The sequence below is a fragment of the Cytobacillus firmus DS1 genome (assembly GCF_000565285.1).
Lineage (GTDB): Bacteria > Bacillota > Bacilli > Bacillales > Cytobacillaceae > Cytobacillus > Cytobacillus firmus_A.
In genome coordinates this window covers 1-16,429 of sequence record NZ_APVL01000043.1, presented here as the reverse complement: position 1 = coordinate 16,429, position 16,429 = coordinate 1, and the positions used below count along the sequence as shown (strand labels likewise).

General features: G+C 44.9%; 16 protein-coding genes, 1 tRNA gene, 1 other RNA gene and 1 other annotated feature. Of the genes, 5 read left to right on the top strand and 13 right to left on the bottom strand.

Features of this window, described 5'->3' with window-relative positions:
• Nucleotides 1-224 precede the first annotated feature (224 nt).
• From PBF_RS24115 to tadA, 7 genes are all read right to left on the bottom strand, one after another.
• Nucleotides 225-488 carry a pro-sigmaK processing inhibitor BofA family protein gene (locus PBF_RS24115; protein WP_035333490.1) on the bottom strand — a complete coding sequence of 88 codons (264 nt, stop codon included), beginning with the start codon at nucleotides 486-488 and terminating at the stop codon, nucleotides 225-227.
• A gap of 121 nt (nucleotides 489-609) precedes the next feature.
• A complete protein-coding gene (locus PBF_RS24110) occupies nucleotides 610-828 on the bottom strand; it encodes a YaaL family protein (protein ID WP_035333489.1) in 219 nt (72 codons plus the stop codon).
• A gap of 17 nt (nucleotides 829-845) precedes the next feature.
• A complete protein-coding gene (recR, locus tag PBF_RS24105; RefSeq protein WP_009336775.1) occupies nucleotides 846-1,442 on the bottom strand; it encodes a recombination mediator RecR in 597 nt (198 codons plus the stop codon).
• Nucleotides 1,443-1,568: 126 nt separating this feature from the next.
• Entirely contained in the window at nucleotides 1,569-1,892 is a 324-nt protein-coding gene (locus PBF_RS24100; protein WP_035333488.1) for a YbaB/EbfC family nucleoid-associated protein, read from the bottom strand.
• A gap of 22 nt (nucleotides 1,893-1,914) precedes the next feature.
• Nucleotides 1,915-3,612 carry a DNA polymerase III subunit gamma/tau gene (dnaX, locus tag PBF_RS24095; RefSeq protein ID WP_035333487.1) on the bottom strand — a complete coding sequence of 566 codons (1,698 nt, stop codon included), beginning with the start codon at nucleotides 3,610-3,612 and terminating at the stop codon, nucleotides 1,915-1,917.
• 135 nt (nucleotides 3,613-3,747) lie between these two features.
• Nucleotides 3,748-4,012: signal recognition particle sRNA large type (ffs, locus tag PBF_RS25270), an RNA gene on the bottom strand.
• Nucleotides 4,013-4,091: 79 nt separating this feature from the next.
• Nucleotides 4,092-4,628: a tRNA adenosine(34) deaminase TadA gene (gene tadA / locus PBF_RS24090; protein ID WP_035333485.1), complete on the bottom strand. Its 537-nt coding sequence runs from the start codon at nucleotides 4,626-4,628 to the stop codon at nucleotides 4,092-4,094.
• 76 nt (nucleotides 4,629-4,704) lie between these two features.
• Here tadA and PBF_RS24085 point away from each other — a divergent pair, with 76 nt between their 5' ends.
• From PBF_RS24085 to PBF_RS24070, 4 genes are all read left to right on the top strand, one after another.
• The gene (locus PBF_RS24085) at nucleotides 4,705-5,280 is read left to right on the top strand and encodes an isochorismatase family cysteine hydrolase (RefSeq protein ID WP_035333483.1); all 576 of its coding nucleotides are present in this window, start codon (nucleotides 4,705-4,707) and stop codon (nucleotides 5,278-5,280) included.
• Between the two features lie 45 nt (nucleotides 5,281-5,325).
• Nucleotides 5,326-6,612, top strand: coding sequence for a LysM peptidoglycan-binding domain-containing protein (locus PBF_RS24080; protein WP_035333481.1), 1,287 nt, complete (start codon nucleotides 5,326-5,328; stop codon nucleotides 6,610-6,612).
• 189 nt (nucleotides 6,613-6,801) lie between these two features.
• Nucleotides 6,802-7,443: a deoxynucleoside kinase gene (locus tag PBF_RS24075; RefSeq protein WP_035333479.1), complete on the top strand. Its 642-nt coding sequence runs from the start codon at nucleotides 6,802-6,804 to the stop codon at nucleotides 7,441-7,443.
• The gene (locus PBF_RS24070) at nucleotides 7,440-8,108 is read left to right on the top strand and encodes a deoxynucleoside kinase (protein WP_035333477.1); all 669 of its coding nucleotides are present in this window, start codon (nucleotides 7,440-7,442) and stop codon (nucleotides 8,106-8,108) included. The genes PBF_RS24075 and PBF_RS24070 overlap by 4 nt, the downstream gene beginning before the upstream one ends.
• A gap of 389 nt (nucleotides 8,109-8,497) precedes the next feature.
• On the opposite strand, the gene PBF_RS24060 is transcribed toward PBF_RS24070, so the two are convergent.
• The 6 genes from PBF_RS24060 to guaB form a co-directional block, all read right to left on the bottom strand.
• Nucleotides 8,498-8,590 (bottom strand) — tRNA-Ser (locus PBF_RS24060).
• A gap of 99 nt (nucleotides 8,591-8,689) precedes the next feature.
• The gene (gene serS, locus PBF_RS24055; RefSeq protein WP_035333473.1) at nucleotides 8,690-9,967 is read right to left on the bottom strand and encodes a serine--tRNA ligase; all 1,278 of its coding nucleotides are present in this window, start codon (nucleotides 9,965-9,967) and stop codon (nucleotides 8,690-8,692) included.
• Between the two features lie 53 nt (nucleotides 9,968-10,020).
• Nucleotides 10,021-10,244 (bottom strand) — a binding site (T-box leader).
• A 61-nt stretch (nucleotides 10,245-10,305) separates the two neighbouring features.
• Nucleotides 10,306-10,893: a pyridoxal 5'-phosphate synthase glutaminase subunit PdxT gene (gene pdxT / locus PBF_RS24050; RefSeq protein ID WP_035333471.1), complete on the bottom strand. Its 588-nt coding sequence runs from the start codon at nucleotides 10,891-10,893 to the stop codon at nucleotides 10,306-10,308.
• An 11-nt stretch (nucleotides 10,894-10,904) separates the two neighbouring features.
• Nucleotides 10,905-11,786 carry a pyridoxal 5'-phosphate synthase lyase subunit PdxS gene (gene pdxS / locus PBF_RS24045; protein WP_035333469.1) on the bottom strand — a complete coding sequence of 294 codons (882 nt, stop codon included), beginning with the start codon at nucleotides 11,784-11,786 and terminating at the stop codon, nucleotides 10,905-10,907.
• A 161-nt stretch (nucleotides 11,787-11,947) separates the two neighbouring features.
• Entirely contained in the window at nucleotides 11,948-13,252 is a 1,305-nt protein-coding gene (locus PBF_RS24040; protein WP_235192333.1) for a D-alanyl-D-alanine carboxypeptidase family protein, read from the bottom strand.
• A gap of 357 nt (nucleotides 13,253-13,609) precedes the next feature.
• The gene (gene guaB, locus PBF_RS24035) at nucleotides 13,610-15,073 is read right to left on the bottom strand and encodes an IMP dehydrogenase (protein WP_035333465.1); all 1,464 of its coding nucleotides are present in this window, start codon (nucleotides 15,071-15,073) and stop codon (nucleotides 13,610-13,612) included.
• Nucleotides 15,074-15,185: 112 nt separating this feature from the next.
• On the opposite strand from guaB, the gene PBF_RS24030 reads away from it, so the two are divergent.
• Nucleotides 15,186-16,145 carry a YaaC family protein gene (locus tag PBF_RS24030; RefSeq protein ID WP_035333463.1) on the top strand — a complete coding sequence of 320 codons (960 nt, stop codon included), beginning with the start codon at nucleotides 15,186-15,188 and terminating at the stop codon, nucleotides 16,143-16,145.
• Nucleotides 16,146-16,429: the final 284 nt, after the last annotated feature.

The window sequence follows — 16,429 nt, the reverse complement described above, 5'->3', positions numbered from 1 at the left end:
GACGTTTTGTTCGTTCAGTTTTCAAAGATCAATCCGCCGCTCATAAGCGACTTTATTAATATATCATTCTCACGATTCAATGTCAACATCTTTTTTGTAAGTTGTTTTTTCATCGCGTCGTGGTGACGACCTTTAATATAATATCACCACCAAAAAGAACTGTCAACATAATTACTAAAAAAGATTTAAAAATAAAAACAGCCGCTACAGAACGGCTGCAAAAATTAAATAATCCATGTCTGTATAGCAACAAGGGCAAACAATCCGGGAATGCCCAGAAATCCGGAAATGGCCGAAGTAGCAAGGTTTATAGGAACATGAATGCCAATCTGATTCCCAAATGCATTTAAGAAGAATAATAAAAGTGCCCCTATGATCAGTTTAATGGCTCCCTGCCCTATGAATCTTACTGGTTTTACCGGGGCTCCTATAAATAGAAGCAATAAAATTAATCCTCCCAGAATGGAGATCACTACAATAGGATCCAAAAGAAAAATCCTCCTCTCAGGAAACTTGTACTACTAATTTATGATTAGTATGTACAAAAAAGACCATAGAGGAGGACAAGTATTTTATTATGGACGATTTTCTTCCAGCAAAATAAATAACTTACATTCTCACTTTAACATTTCTCTTTTTAGCTTCCTTGAATAGAAAAAAGTATTTCGCTTCGGCCAGCTTGGCCTGGCTGATTGCCTCCGGGGATGGATCAAAGCTTTTTTCCACCAGTGATTTCTGGTTGTTCCAATCTGTTTTCAATCTGTTCAGCTGCTCCAGAAGCTTCTCATCAAACTCGCTGCGAAGCCATTTTTTCCTGCGAAAAAACATATATTCCGCCTCCGTGCTTAAACTTCTCTTCTTCCCTCTAACGCTTTTGAGAGTGTTACTTCATCCGCATACTCCAGGTCTCCGCCTACCGGCAGGCCATGAGCGATCCGGGTAGCCTTTATGCCGGACGGCTTGATCAGGCGGGAGATGTACATGGCTGTTGCTTCCCCTTCAATGTTCGGATTGGTGGCAAGAATAATCTCCTGCACCGTTTCATCCTGAAGCCTTTTCAATAAATCAGGAATATTAATATCTTCGGGGCCAATCCCATCCATCGGAGAAATCGCTCCATGGAGCACATGATACAGCCCGTTGTATTCCTTCATTTTTTCCATGGCGATCACGTCTTTCGGATCCTGGACCACACAAATGACGGACCGGTCACGCCTCTGGTCCTCACATATATAACAAGGATCCTGGTCCGTGATATGGCCGCAGACAGAGCAGTAAGATAAATTTCTTTTCGCATTGACCAGTGCTTTCGCAAAATCCAGCACCGTATCTTCTTTCATGCTTAAAACAAAAAACGCCAGACGCGCAGCCGTTTTCGGGCCGATTCCGGGCAACTTCATAAAGCTGTCAATCAGCTTGGATATCGGTTCAGGATAATGCATGTATGTTTCCTCCTATATGAAAAGGAAAAGCGCCGCGAGCATGATGGCCTGATGAAGATTCCATCAGGCTATGTTCGCTGGCGCCCGGCCTGTCCGTGCTTTCAAGCACTCCTTCAGGATGTTTGATTAAAACATTCCCGGCAGGTTCATTCCTTTAGTAAATTGGCCCATCGTATCATTTGTTAAATCTTCCGCTTTTTTCAGTGCATCGTTAGTTGCCGCCAGGACAAGGTCCTGAAGCATTTCGATATCTTCCGGATCCACAACTTCCTCTTTAATGTTTACTTCTAAAACTTGTTTATGACCGGATACAATGACAGTCACCATTCCGCCGCCAGCTGTTCCTTCTATTCTTTTTTCACCAAGCTCTTCCTGTGCCTGAGCCATCTTCTTTTGCATTTTCTGCATTTGCTTCATCATATTTTGCATATTTCCCATTCCACCGCGCATTTTACATACCTCCAGCTAGTTTCTATTCTTTAATTTCAATTAGTTCAGCGCCAAATAACTTGACCGCTTCAGCGACATGAGGCTCTTCCTCATTTCCGCCGAAGCCCCCGCCAGACTCATCTCCGTCACGCTGGCTGCGCAGGAAATCCTCCCTGACACTTTGCCATTGTTCATCCGGAATGCCGACCAGCTGCAATCTCTTTCCTAAAAGCTCAAACAGGACATTCGCCAAAGTATCCAGGAATTTCGCATTATCCATGGCCATCTGACAATGAATTTCATATTTGAATTTTACTATAAGAGCTGTTTCCGAAGCGGCTACAGGCTCTGCTTCATTGAGAAGAGCTGCCTGAGAGCGCATCTGGTTTTGAACAAGCAGATTCAGCATCTCGCCCCAGCGGCTTTTTACAGCCACCAGATCGTTTTTCGTTGCCTGCTTCAGTACTTCATTCACTTTCCCGACTGGCGCCTGGAATCCTTTGCGTGAACTTCTCTGCGGCTTTTTCTGTACAGCAGGAGCTCCTTCTTCTTTCACCGCTATGCCGTTTTTCTTTAATTCCGCCAGTTCGTGCTGAAGCTGTTCGATTTGCTGGATCAGCGGCTTAATGTCTTCAGCCTGTCCTGGTCTCTCCCGCTGTTCAAGCTGGCACAGTTTCACAATCGCCACTTCCAGGAAGATTCGCGGATGGTTGGTCCATCTCATTTCCTGCTGGGCCTTGTTCAGCACTTCAATCAGCTTATAAAGCTCTTCAGGCTCCACTTCCCCGGCAAGCTGCTGGAAGTCATCATCGAGCATAACCCGTTCAAGAGATTCCTCCAGCCTTGGAGCCGCTTTATATAAAAGCATGTCCCGGTAATACAGGATAAAGTCCTCTATAAAGCGGGATGGATCTTTCCCCTGAAAAAGGAGCTCCTCCAGAAATTCCAGCCCGGATGCTGCATCCCTGTCTTTAACCGCTCTTGCCAGTTTATTTAAAAACCCCTGCGACACCGCACCTGTTACAGATAGGGCATCTTCGACTGTAACGCGATCCTGGCTGAAGGAGATCGCCTGATCAAGCAGACTGAGCGCATCACGCATCCCGCCTTCTGCGGCTCTTGCGATGATCTGCAGGGCCTGCTCTTCATAGGCTGCATCTGTTTCATCCGCAATCAGCTTCATTCTTCCTGTTATCGCCTGAGCTGTAATCCGCTTGAAATCGAATCGCTGGCAACGGGAAATAATCGTCAGAGGAATTTTATGAGGCTCGGTTGTGGCTAAAATAAAAATAACATGCTTGGGCGGCTCTTCAAGCGTTTTTAACAGCGCATTGAAGGCTCCAATGGAAAGCATATGCACCTCATCAACGATGTAAACCTTATATTTTACAGCGTTCGGGGCATATTTCACTTTGTCCCGGATATCCCTGATCTCTTCTACACCATTATTGGATGCAGCATCGATTTCAATGACATCAGGAATTGATCCGTCTGTAATCCCTCTGCAGGCCGAACACTCGTTGCATGGTTCAGTGACAGGTGCCTTCTCACAGTTAACAGCCTTTGCAAGTATTTTTGCCGCACTCGTTTTACCTGTTCCACGGGGGCCGGAAAACAAATAGGCGTGTGATATCTTCTCCTGAAGCAGGGCGTTTTGCAAAGTCTTTGTCACATGTTCCTGCCCGACAACATCGATGAACTGCTGCGGGCGCCAAACACGATATAAAGCTTGATAACTCACTGACACGCCCCCTTCCTATGTATAGTCCTTCATCTATTATAACGTATCTAATTTCCTTTTTACAAAACCTAGAGTAAAAAATACAACAAAAAACCCACCCCGCAAAAGGATGAGTTTTAATAACAATATAAACTGCCGTGCACCTTCCGTCGACTGGCGCCCATAGGCGTTACTTAAGCAGTTAGCTCGGCCCAGGCAACCCTGCGGCACATGGGAGCGTCCACTTAATGCTGCTTCCTTCCGGACCTGACATGATTCATGGATTCCCATTGCGCAGGACCCGGGCGTCAACACCACTTACTTAAGGCAGGCCCTACAGGACACCAGCCTCGGGAAGGGATTCAGCCTCGCTAGAGCGGATTGCGAGTACAGGGCACCGCTACCTCCCCGCCTAGCACGGCAAAGTTGAAACCATATTTAGATGCGTCTTTGTCCGACGCATTTATAAGTATACTAACAATCAGAAAAAAAAGCAATGCCTAGCCATTGTCAATTCCTGTATCCTGTTCCATCTGCAGCAATTGCCTTTTCTTTTTCTCTTCTTTCTTGCGCTTTCGCAAGTTACGGAAAAAGCTCGAAAGCATTTCGCCGCATTCTTCTTCAAGCACCCCTGCGATGACTTCACTCTGATGATTGAACCGCTCATCCTGCAATAGGTTCATGAGCGTTCCTGCACAGCCGCCTTTCGGATCCCTGGCTCCATACACCACCTTTTGGATGCGCGACAGAATAATGGATCCCGAACACATCGGACAGGGCTCCAATGTCACATAAAGGACGGCATTCTCCAGCCGCCAGGTCCCGAGTTTTTTGCATGCCTGATCAATGGCCAAGAGTTCCGCATGCGCAATCGCAGTCTGATTCACTTCTCGCAGGTTATGGGCACGGGCAATAATCTCCCCGTCCAGAACAATGACTGCGCCAATCGGAACCTCCTCCAGCCCTTCAGCAAGCTTGGCTTCCTTGATGGCCTCCCGCATATAAAGTTCATCTTCAGTGAATGATTCCTGAATCAAATATCTTCATTCCTTCTCTTATTATCTGTGTAAAAGCTGCCCCTTTTACGAAAAATACTCTTAAAGGAGCGATTCGATGAAAAATCCGCAAGCCTGTAAACCGGCTCTTATCATTATTGACATGATTAACGACTTCCATTTTCACCATGGAAAAACCCTTGCTGAAAAAGCAATGAATATCATAAAACCCATCAATGAGCTAAAGACCGCATTCCATGAACAGAATCTCCCGGTCATTTACGTGAATGATCATTATAATCTCTGGAAAGCTGATCTCGATACGATTATGAATCATTGCCGCAATCCTGTCAGTGTGCATATCCTTGATGAAATGCACCCGTCTCCGGATGATTATTTTTTAATAAAGCCAAAGCACTCCGCTTTTTACGGCACTGCCTTAAATACTCTCCTGCACCAGCTCGGCGTCAATCTGCTTGTTATGACGGGAATCGCAGGCAATATATGTGTCCTGTTTTCAGCCAATGACGCTTATATGAGAGAATACCGTCTGCATATACCGCATGACTGCACCGCTTCCAATGATGACCATGATAACGCAAATGCCTTAAAGATGATGGAAAACGTATTAAAAGCCAATATAACTTCCTTCTCTGAAAACAATTATAACATTTCTTCCCTGTTTCCTTCATAAAATGGCAGTAGTGTTTAAGATGTGCTTTTCAGGGAGGGAGATAGATTGCAGATTCATGTTGTCCAGCAAAATCAGTCTTTGTTCGGCATTGCCCAGGCATATGGAACGACAGTTGAAGATCTCGTTGAAGCAAATGAAATTCCCAATCCAAATAATCTCGTAATCGGCCAGACACTGGTTATTCCGATAATAGGAAGCTTTTATTGGGTGCAGCCCGGTGACAGCCTTTACTCGATTTCAAGAAGGTTCGGCATTTCTTATCAGCAGCTGGCATCAGTCAATGGCATTTCTGTAAGCCAGCCGCTTCAGGTGGGGTTCCGCCTTTATATCCCGCCCCGTCCGAAAACGAAAGCCGAATTCAATGCCTATGTGGAGCCAAGAGGCAATACAGTCGCACCTGAACTGGAGGAAAGCGCAAGAGAGGCTGCGCCTTATCTGACCTATCTGGCGCCTTTCAGCTTCCAGGCTCTCCGCGATGGCTCTTTGAAGGAGCCGCTTCTGAATGATTTCCCAGCTATTGCGAAAGCCAATAATAATGTTTTGATGATGGTGATCACCAATCAGGAAAATGATCAGTTCAGTGACGAACTCGGCAGAATATTGTTAAATGATATGGCGATTCAGAATAAATTCCTGGATAACATTACAGCCACTGCCAAAAAATACGGCTTCAGGGATATTCACTTTGACTTTGAGTTTCTGCGCCCGGAGGACCGGGAAGCGTATAACAATTTTCTCAGAAAAGCAAAGGCAAGATTCAGGCAGGAAGGCTGGCTGATTTCCACAGCATTGGCCCCGAAAACCAGCGCTGAACAGAAAGGGCTCTGGTATGAGGCACATGATTATAAAGCCCATGGGGAGATTGTTGATTTCGTGGTCATCATGACCTATGAATGGGGCTACAGCGGCGGTCCGGCTATGGCCGTTTCCCCGATAGGCCCAGTGAGGCAGGTATTGGAATACGCAATCAGCGAAATGCCATCTTCTAAAATCATGATGGGCCAGAACTTATATGGCTATGACTGGACGCTTCCTTTTGTTCAGGGCACCACCGCAAAAGCGGTCAGTCCTCAGCAGGCCATACAGATCGCAGCGGAAAATAATGTGGCCATTCAATATGACTACAAAGCACAGGCCCCATTTTTCAACTACACAGCACCTGACGGAAAAAGGCATGAAGTCTGGTTTGAGGATGCCCGCTCCATCCAGGCGAAATTCGACTTAATCAAAGAACTGAAGCTGCGGGGAATGAGCTACTGGAAGCTAGGCCTGTCTTTCCCGCAAAATTGGCTTCTGATTACCGAAAACTTCGATGTGACAAAAAGAGCATAATCACTCAGCAGCTGCCGCTTACAGGCAGCTTTTTTATTTTTCAGATTATACGCTCTTATTTTCTTATTTCCAGCTGAAATTCCATATCCCTTCCACTCCATACTGTGATAAAATAAGCTTTGTGTCATTTTGGAACGTACCTATAAATGGTTTCTATAGATAAATAAGCAATGCAGGAGGACGATCACTATGGGGGGAATACCTTTTATTACAGTAGAGGGGCCGATTGGCGTTGGGAAAACATCTCTCGCTAAAGCAATTTCTGAGAAATTTCAATATGCCTTGCTAAAAGAGATTGTTGATGAAAATCCTTTTTTAGGAAAATTCTATGAAAACATCGAAGAATGGAGCTTTCAGACTGAAATGTTTTTCCTCTGCAACCGCTATAAACAGCTGGTTGATATCAACAATCACTACCTGGCTCTAAATAAGCCTGTTGTGGCTGATTATCATATTTTCAAGAATCTGATCTTTGCAAAGCGTTCATTGAATCAGACTGAATATCAGAAGTATTTGAAGATCTACAACATTCTGACGGTTGATATGCCAAAGCCGAATGTCATTATCTATCTTAATGCCAGCCTCGAAACACTCCTCGACCGAATCGAGCTGAGAGGCCGTGAAATTGAAAAGAACATCAGTCCGTTATATCTCGAGCAATTATCCCTTGATTATGAAACGGCTATGAATGAGTTCGAAAGGCAGCACCCGGATATTCCGGTCATCCGCTTTAATGGAGATCAGCTGGATTTTGTTAAAAATGAAGCAGACTTAATGCATATATTCGATACCTTATCGACATCATTAAAAAAGAGGAGCATACACTTATGAATCTAAGGCAGAAATATGAGATTCCTTCGAACGCTGTCATTACCATTGCCGGAACCGTCGGAGTCGGAAAATCAACAATGACCAATGCGCTTGCGGACGCACTGGGGTTCCGAACCTCTTTCGAAAAGGTTGATACAAACCCTTACCTCGATAAATTCTATGCGGACTTCAACCGCTGGAGCTTTCACCTGCAGGTTTACTTCCTGGCTGAACGCTTCAAGGATCAGAAGCGCATTTTCGAATATGGCGGCGGCTTTGTTCAGGACCGATCCATTTATGAAGACACAGGCATCTTTGCGAAAATGCATTATGAAAAAGGGACGATGTCCAAGGTCGATTACGAAACCTACACCAGCTTATTTGATGCGATGGTGATGACACCATACTTCCCGCACCCTGATTTGCTGATTTACCTGGAAGGCTCGCTTGATGACATTCTTTCCCGCATCCAGGAGCGCGGCCGTCCGATGGAGCAGCAGACGCCGATTTCCTACTGGGAAGAAATGCACCAGCGCTATGAAAATTGGATCAACAGCTTTAATGCATGCCCGGTGCTGCGCCTAAATATCAATGATTATGACATCATTCAGAATGAGCAATCCATTGAGCCGATTGTGGAGCGCATTTCTTACTTCTTAAGACAAACGCAGCTATTGAAAAAATAACCGCCATTATCGGCGGTTTTTTCTTTGAAAATAAGGAAGTCTATAATTTTTGAACGTCGGTAAATGTCTAGCTCCAGCTCCTACCCCCTCGAGGTCACAAGCTAAGTCTCCCAAAATGGCAAAGAACGCCTTTCCGGGAGGCTCGTCTTGTGCTTGAGGCCCCCAGGACAAGGAAGGCTTCGTCAGCATAATCATCGCACGACCAAAAGCGGCAGCTTTTGGGAGGATGGGGGTCATGCAGACGTTGCCACAGGACGTGGCGTTCTTAGTCCGCGTTCTTTCGTGAGCAAGGCGCTTGCGCTTTTCTTGAGCACACAAAAAAACCACTGATGCGATCAGCGGTTTTATGTATCTCCAATATTTATGCGCGTGTTAGATGTCAATTAAAATGGAGGAGGAAAGGGGATTCGAACCCCTGCGCGGTTTGACCCGCCTGTCGGTTTTCAAGACCGATCCCTTCAGCCGGACTTGGGTATTCCTCCGCATCGACAAGAAATACTATATCATCTCTTAAAAAAGATGTCAACATTATTTTTATAAAAAAAATAGAGCGGATTAAAAATCCGCTCCGAACTTTCTCATTAAGGCTTAATGACTTCGCGATTGCCCATATAAGGACGCAATACTTCCGGAATGATGACACTTCCGTCAGCCTGCTGGTAATTCTCCAGGATGGCTGCCACCGTGCGGCCGATCGCAAGGCCGGATCCATTCAGTGTGTGCACATGCTCCGGCTTGCCTTTTGCCTCGCGGCGGAAGCGGATATTGGCACGTCGCGCCTGGAATCCTTCGAAGTTACTGCAAGAAGAGATTTCTCTGTACGTGTTATAGCTTGGAATCCAAACCTCGATATCGTATTTCTTAGCAGCTGTGAATCCAAGATCACCTGTGCACATACTCATCACACGGTATGGCAGGCCAAGCAGCTGAAGGACCTTTTCTGCGTGGCCAGTCAGCTTTTCAAGCTCCTCATAAGACTCTTCAGGCTTCACAAACTTCACAAGTTCTACCTTATTGAACTGATGCTGGCGGATCAGCCCGCGAGTATCACGGCCGGCAGACCCTGCTTCAGAACGGAAGCATGCACTGAAAGCCGCATAGTTAATTGGAAGCTCATCTGCATTCAGAATTTCTTCCCTGTGCATATTGGTGACAGGCACCTCGGCAGTTGGGATCAGGAAATAATCCTCGCTTTCAATCAGGAAAGCATCTTCTTCAAATTTCGGAAGCTGTCCTGTCCCTGTCATGCTTGCACGGTTGACCATGTACGGAGGAAGAACTTCCTTATAGCCATGCTCGTCTGTGTGCAAATCAAGCATGAAGTTGAACAGTGCACGCTCAAGGCGGGCTCCAAGACCTTTGTAGAAGACAAAGCGGCTGCCTGTTACTTTGCTGGCGCGCTCGAAATCAAGCAGGTCAAGATCTGTTGCTACTTCCCAGTGCGGCTTTGGTTCGAAATCAAATTCACGGACTTCTCCCCATTTGCGGATTTCCACATTATCGTCTTCTGTTTCACCGACAGGCACACTTTCATGTGGAATGTTCGGGATGCTCAGCAGCAATTGGTCCAATTCTTCCTCGACTGTGCGGAGCTCCTCATCCAATGCTTTAATTTTATCGCCGACTTCTCTCATTTCTGTGATTAAATGGTCTGCATCCTGCTTTTCGCGCTTCAGGGCTGCAACCTGCTGGGATACTTCATTCCTTTTGCTCTTCAGCTGTTCGGCTTCGACAATCAATTCACGTCGTTTCACATCCAGATCCTCGAATTTTCCCAGATCCGTTAAATCCTCACCGCGGTGCTGAAGCTTGTTTTTCACTTCTTCAAAATTAGCTCTCAAAAATTTAATGTCCAGCATTTTTAAGTACCTCCTGAAAAATAATTTAGAACACAAAAAACTCCCGTCCCCAAAAAAGGGACGAGAGTTACCCGCGTTGCCACCCTAGTTGAAAGCATAAGCTTTCCACCTTAAATCCATAACGGTTTTAACCGAAAGCATTTACTTTTCCCGGCCATACCGGGTGTTCCATGCTTTGCTCGAGGATGGATTCACAGGGTTTATTCACCGGTTCACACCAGCCACCGGCTCTCTACAGAACAAAGTTCCTGCTACTAGTTCCTCTCATTGCTTTTCAGCTATAAGAATTTTGTAATTCATAATGTACTACAATTATGATCCATTTGCAACCAAAATATTCAAATTGCTAATTGCTTGGACTCTTTAATCATTTCAACAAAATAGCCTGTCAGGCGATGGTCATCCGTCAGTTCCGGATGGAAGGAGCACCCGAGGAATCTTCCTTCGCGCGCAGCCACAATACGGCCATTGTGCTTGGCGAGGATTTCAACATTCTCCCCGGCCTCAACAATATGCGGCGCACGAATAAAGACTGCCGCAAAGTCTTCTGCCACTCCGGCAATATCAAGATCAGCCTCAAAGCTTTCGCGCTGGCGGCCGAATGAATTTCTTTCCACCCGGACATCCATCACACCAATATGAGGCTCATCATAGCCAATAATATGGTTTGCAAGGAGGATAAGCCCGGCACATGTCCCGAACATCGGCTTTCCTGACTGGGCAAACTCCTTAAGGCTATCCATAAAATCATATTTATCAATGAGGCGTCTCATGGTCGTACTTTCACCGCCAGGCAGGATAAGCCCGTCTACCTCATCAAGCTGTTCTTTGCGTTTGATGACCACAGCTTCGGCGCCGCATGCTTCTACAGATAGAACATGCTCTCTTACCGCACCCTGCAGCCCTAATACTCCAACCTTTATCATGTCAATTCCCCTTACCAGCCGCGCTCCTGCATACGAGCTTCAGGAGCCAATGAAGAAATTTCAATTCCCTTCATCGGTGTGCCTAGTTCTTTTGAAAGTTCAGCAATTAATTTGTAGTCCTGATAATGTGTAGTTGCTTCAACAATGGCACGGGCAAATTTCGCAGGGTTTTCAGATTTGAAGATACCTGATCCTACAAACACACCGTCAGCACCAAGCTCCATCATTAGAGCTGCATCTGCAGGTGTTGCAACGCCGCCTGCTGCGAAGTTAACGACCGGAAGGCGTCCAAGGCTCTTGATTTCCAAAAGAAGCTCATATGGCGCTCCCAGAAGCTTAGCTTCTGTCATTAACTCATCTTCATTCATGCCGACAACCTTGCGCACCTGGGCATTCACCTTGCGGATATGGCGCACAGCTTCAACGATGTTTCCCGTTCCAGGCTCACCCTTTGTGCGAAGCATGGAAGCACCTTCGCCAATGCGGCGTGCTGCTTCGCCTAAATCACGGCATCCGCAAACAAACGGAACAGTGTAATCTCTTTTGTTCAGATGGTATTCCTCATCAGCAGGAGTTAAAACTTCACTCTCATCTATGTAATCGACACCCATCGCTTCAAGTATACGAGCTTCTACAATATGGCCGATACGCGCTTTTGCCATTACCGGGATTGAAACTGCACCCATTACTTCTTCCATAATACGCGGATCTGCCATACGTGCCACACCGCCGGCTGCACGGATATCAGAAGGAACGCGCTCAAGTGCCATAACTGCTACTGCACCAGCTTCTTCTGCGATTTTTGCCTGTTCTGCGTTAACGACGTCCATAATAACGCCGCCTTTTTGCATTTCTGCCATTCCCCGTTTAACACGATCTGTACCTGTCTTCATGTTTATCCCCCTTCGTAAATACCATCTGCTCTGGATGGGTTAAATATTATGATAAAAATAACTTTTCAAAAAAAGGAAAATAGATTACTTTACTCGGAATTTTCCCTATTGAAAATATGCAATGAAAAAGGGCTCCTGTCAAGACAGGAAAGCCCTTTTTCTTAAAACCAACCTTTTACAGTTGAGGAAACACTTCCCCATAGGTCACCGAAGAAACCGCCGATGCTGCGCATAGTCAGCACGAACCAGTTTGCTTTTTCAACACTTTCAGCGGCTACAACATCCACCTGGATATTGCCTTTGCCTTTATCAGACAGGAACTCAAGCTTCCCGTCCTCTTTGGACTCAATTGTTAAGTAACCGACCTTTTCTCCCTTTTTAATAGGAGCAGTCAATTCACCATTTTCATTTAATTTCTTTTTATCCAGAACAAGAACGGGCTTAAAGTTTTCCTTTTCCCCATTTCTCATAACCATTTCGATGGCATCTTTTGAAGAAATCTTCACTTTATCTTCTTTCCCTTTTGTAACAGGCACTGTTTTCTGGCCTTTCACCTGATAATTGGCAGGAACGATTTCTTCTTTCGTGAAGTTGCTGAAACCGAAGTCGAACATTTTCTTGGTTTCATCGAATCTGGATTTATAAGTAGCCTGTCCATTCGCTCCTTTAGCGTTCATGACAACACTGATGTAGCGGTTGCCATCTCTCAGTGCAGTACCTGTGAAGCAGTATCCGGCAAAGTCAGTCGTACCTGTTTTAAGGCCATCTGCCCCTTCATAGCCATATACCAGCTCCGGAAGCATCCAGTTCCAGTTTTCCATTTTAATTTCATCATCTGTACCCTCTCTGAAGGTCTTTCTAGGGGTACTTGCCGTTTCCAGTACTTCCGGGAATCGGTTAATCAATTCTTTGGCCAGCATGGCTGTATCTCTTGCTGACATTACGTTTTCTTCTTCAGGGTCGCCTGCTGGAGGGGATCCCTTTAAATCACGGTTATTCAGACCGCTGGAATTTACAAATTTATAGTCTTTCAGCCCAAGCTCTGCAGCTTTCTCGTTCATCATTTTAACAAAGTTCGTTTCTGAACCGGCAATCGTTTCTGCAATCGCAATCGTTGCCCCATTCGCAGAGTAGATAGCCATGGCTTCATACAATTCACGGATATTGTATTTACCGTCTCTTCTTAACGGAACATTCGATAAAGCACGATCCTGTGAAACTTTCCATACATATTCACTTACTGCGTATTCCTGATCCCACTTCACTTTTCCCTTTTCAATGGCTTCAAGAAGCAGGTATTCTGTCATCATTTTCGTCATACTGGCGATGCCCAGTACTTTATCCGCATTTTTTTGATATAAAATCTTTCCGGTCTCTGCATCTACTAAAATAGCAGCATCAGCATTGATATTTAAAATATCTTCCGCATGTGCTTTATGTATACCAGGTAAAAGACCTAATATCATGACCAAGGCAAGGAATCCAGCGATAGACTTACGGTACAATGTTTTCTTCAATTTTACTGCCCTCCAACGTTTTAATACACTTTTGTTATTTTATCATAACTCTGATTCAAAGAATAGATAGAGTAATTACCTATTCCTGCCTCCCTTGTGGCATGATTGGCCCACTTGCTTGCACTGATATTTTCCTAGTATCAATTACTGGGCATAAAAATAAGCAGAAGAGGTTTCCCTCTTCTGCTCTATTAGCTGTTTTCCGCCAACAATGTTGTCCGTTGATTTCCGCTCCAGGCTGCTCGCTCCAATCAACTCAGTAAATAAGATACAATGAGTGCGAAAAACAGCCATATTTTTTATGGATTACAGCGAGTAGTTTGGCGCCTCTTTTGTGATCTGCACATCATGCGGATGGCTTTCCCTCAGGCCTGCACCAGTCATTTTAATGAATTGGGCATTTTCGCGAAGCTCGTGAAGATCCTTTGTTCCGCAATAGCCCATTCCCGAACGGATACCGCCGATAAGCTGGTAAATGGTATCGGATAAAGGCCCTTTATATGCAATGCGCCCTTCGATTCCCTCTGGAACGAACTTTTTATTATCTTCCTGGAAGTAACGGTCTTTTGAGCCTTTTTCCATGGCTGCAACAGAACCCATTCCTCTGTAAACCTTGAAGCGGCGTCCCTGGAAAATTTCCGTTTCGCCCGGGCTTTCAGATACACCGGCAAGAAGGCTGCCAAGCATAACGGCATGTCCGCCGGCTGCCAATGCTTTCACAATATCCCCTGAATATTTAATTCCGCCATCAGCAATAATGGACTTGCCATGCTTGCGTGCTTCAGTTGCGCAATCATAAACAGCTGTGATCTGCGGTACCCCTACACCTGCAACAACGCGTGTTGTACAAATCGATCCAGGACCGATTCCCACTTTTACAATATCAGCACCCGCTTCAATCAAATCCTTTGTCGCTTCAGCAGTCGCAACGTTTCCGGCAATGATGGCCAGATCCGGATAAGTGCTTCTGATTTCGCGTACGGTATCAAGCACGCCTTTTGAATGTCCATGTGCCGTATCCACTACGATTACATCCACATGTGATTTCACAAGCATTTCAACACGCTTCATCGTATCGCCGGTTACGCCAACCGCTGCACCTGCCAGCAGGCGTCCGCGCTCATCCTTTGCCGAGTTAGGGAACTCAATGACTTTTTCAATATCTTTAATGGTAATTAACCCTTTTAAAACACCTTCATCATCTACCAGCGGCAATTTTTCAATTTTATGCCTCTGGAGAATCTTTTCTGCTTCATCCAATGTGGTTCCAACCGGAGCCGTTACAAGGTTTTCCTTTGTCATTACATCGGAGATTTTTATCGAAAAGTCCTGAATGAATCGGAGGTCACGGTTTGTCAGAATGCCAACAAGCTTCAGTTCTTCTGTATTGTTGACGATAGGCACACCGGAAATCCGGTATTTGCCCATTAAATGTTCTGCGTCAAATACCTGCTGCTCTGGAGTGAGAAAGAATGGGTCTGTAATAACGCCGCTTTCTGAACGTTTTACTTTATCCACCTGATCAGCCTGCTGTTCTATGGACATGTTTTTATGGATAACTCCCAAACCGCCTTGGCGCGCCATAGCAATCGCCATTTCTGCTTCAGTCACCGTATCCATTCCGGCACTGATCACTGGAATGTTGAGTGCAATCTTTTCAGTCAAATTAACTTTGAGGCTTACATCACGAGGAAGCACCTCTGATTTCGATGGAACCAGTAAAACATCATCAAAAGTTAAACCTTCTTTAGCAAACTTAGTTTCCCACATCTTTTTTGACCTCCTGGACTCGAAAATATTATTAGTAGGTTATCAATTGGACAAAATACTGTCAAGGACGGATTAATATGTTGGATTTTTCAAAAGATTCGGAGGACTCTCAGTGATACATCCATTTGATTTTAAAAGCTCCTTTTTATATTTTTTTTCTGCAAACACGTCACAGGAATTTTTAAAGAAATGCTACCAAAAGCAAAACCTGGATCAGGCTGAACAAAAGAGCTATGAAAATAGTTACCCTTTTATATACTATCTAGAACACGGGCAAGTATACTATGAGCAGGCAGAGAAGGCACCATTGGTCATCAAGCCGATTCTCTTTTTTTATGGACTTGTTCACCTCGTGAAGGCCTGCATACTGACTGTGGATCCTAATTATCCGGAGACTACTTCTGTTTTGGCACACGGGGTATCCACCAGGAAAAGAAAGAAGCAGCAATATAATTTTTTTCAGGATGAAGTGAAATTTCAAAAAAGCGGGCTTTTCCCTTATATGGGAGAAAAATTGTTCCACATGAAACATTTGGAAGGCGAAAAAACAACAATGGGAGAGTTATTTGGTCAGATTCCGGAACTTAATGATTTGTACAGCCAGACAGAGGGCCGTACTACTTTTCTCGAAGCAGAGATGGAAAAGGATACATTCATTTTGCCCAAGGTGATCCTTGATCGTTTTCATATGACCGAGTCCCGTTTTATGGAATATCTGCAGTCAAAGGCAGACTTTAATATGAGCTTTCAGGGTTCAGAGGAGTCAGCATTGAAATTCAAGATGGAAAATTTGAATACATATAATTTCAAGCCATTACGATATAGTCCGGATGCCGGAAAGTTCTTCTTCCCGCTGGCTAAAGATGAATTGATTGATTTCCCAGAACTTCTTATTCATTATCTTCTGCTGTATAACTTAAGCATGATTGCCCGCTATGAAACAGAATGGTGGAGTGAACTCATCAAAATGATGCCGAATAAAGACTATCCTTTTATTCAAACATTTCTTCAAATTACGGCTGCAAAGGGGCCGTATTTGATTTATCAGTATTTGGCTGATAAGAAGCAGTAAGGTTTTTGGAGGGAGGGATGCTGGCTGCAGATTTCAAGTGTGAGCAGCATTGTTGTTTTGTTTTTGGCGTTAGGAATAGGCAGAGTGCGGCGATGGTTTAATTTAATCGGTGGCCGGCTGTTTTTCCAGGGAAGGAGCATAACTTGGCGGTATATCTAACAGGCTTTTTGATTTATCTAGCAGGATTTGGAGTTTATCTTACATTTGGCTCAATAAATAGATGAGCCCATTTAAGATGCACAAAAAAGAGCACCCATAAGGTGCTCTTTCATTAGCCCGGCAGC

Coding starts and splice junctions, on each gene's coding strand:
- PBF_RS24110 (WP_035333489.1), bottom strand. CDS start 828: ATGTTTTTTCGCAGGAAAAAATGGCTTCGCAGCGAGTTTGATGAGAAG.
- recR (WP_009336775.1), bottom strand. CDS start 1,442: ATGCATTATCCTGAACCGATATCCAAGCTGATTGACAGCTTTATGAAG.
- PBF_RS24100 (WP_035333488.1), bottom strand. CDS start 1,892: ATGCGCGGTGGAATGGGAAATATGCAAAATATGATGAAGCAAATGCAG.
- PBF_RS24085 (WP_035333483.1), top strand. CDS start 4,705: ATGAAAAATCCGCAAGCCTGTAAACCGGCTCTTATCATTATTGACATG.
- PBF_RS24075 (WP_035333479.1), top strand. CDS start 6,802: ATGGGGGGAATACCTTTTATTACAGTAGAGGGGCCGATTGGCGTTGGG.
- PBF_RS24070 (WP_035333477.1), top strand. CDS start 7,440: ATGAATCTAAGGCAGAAATATGAGATTCCTTCGAACGCTGTCATTACC.
- serS (WP_035333473.1), bottom strand. CDS start 9,967: ATGCTGGACATTAAATTTTTGAGAGCTAATTTTGAAGAAGTGAAAAAC.
- pdxT (WP_035333471.1), bottom strand. CDS start 10,893: ATGATAAAGGTTGGAGTATTAGGGCTGCAGGGTGCGGTAAGAGAGCAT.
- pdxS (WP_035333469.1), bottom strand. CDS start 11,786: ATGAAGACAGGTACAGATCGTGTTAAACGGGGAATGGCAGAAATGCAA.
- PBF_RS24040 (WP_235192333.1), bottom strand. CDS start 13,252: ATGATATTAGGTCTTTTACCTGGTATACATAAAGCACATGCGGAAGAT.
- guaB (WP_035333465.1), bottom strand. CDS start 15,073: ATGTGGGAAACTAAGTTTGCTAAAGAAGGTTTAACTTTTGATGATGTT.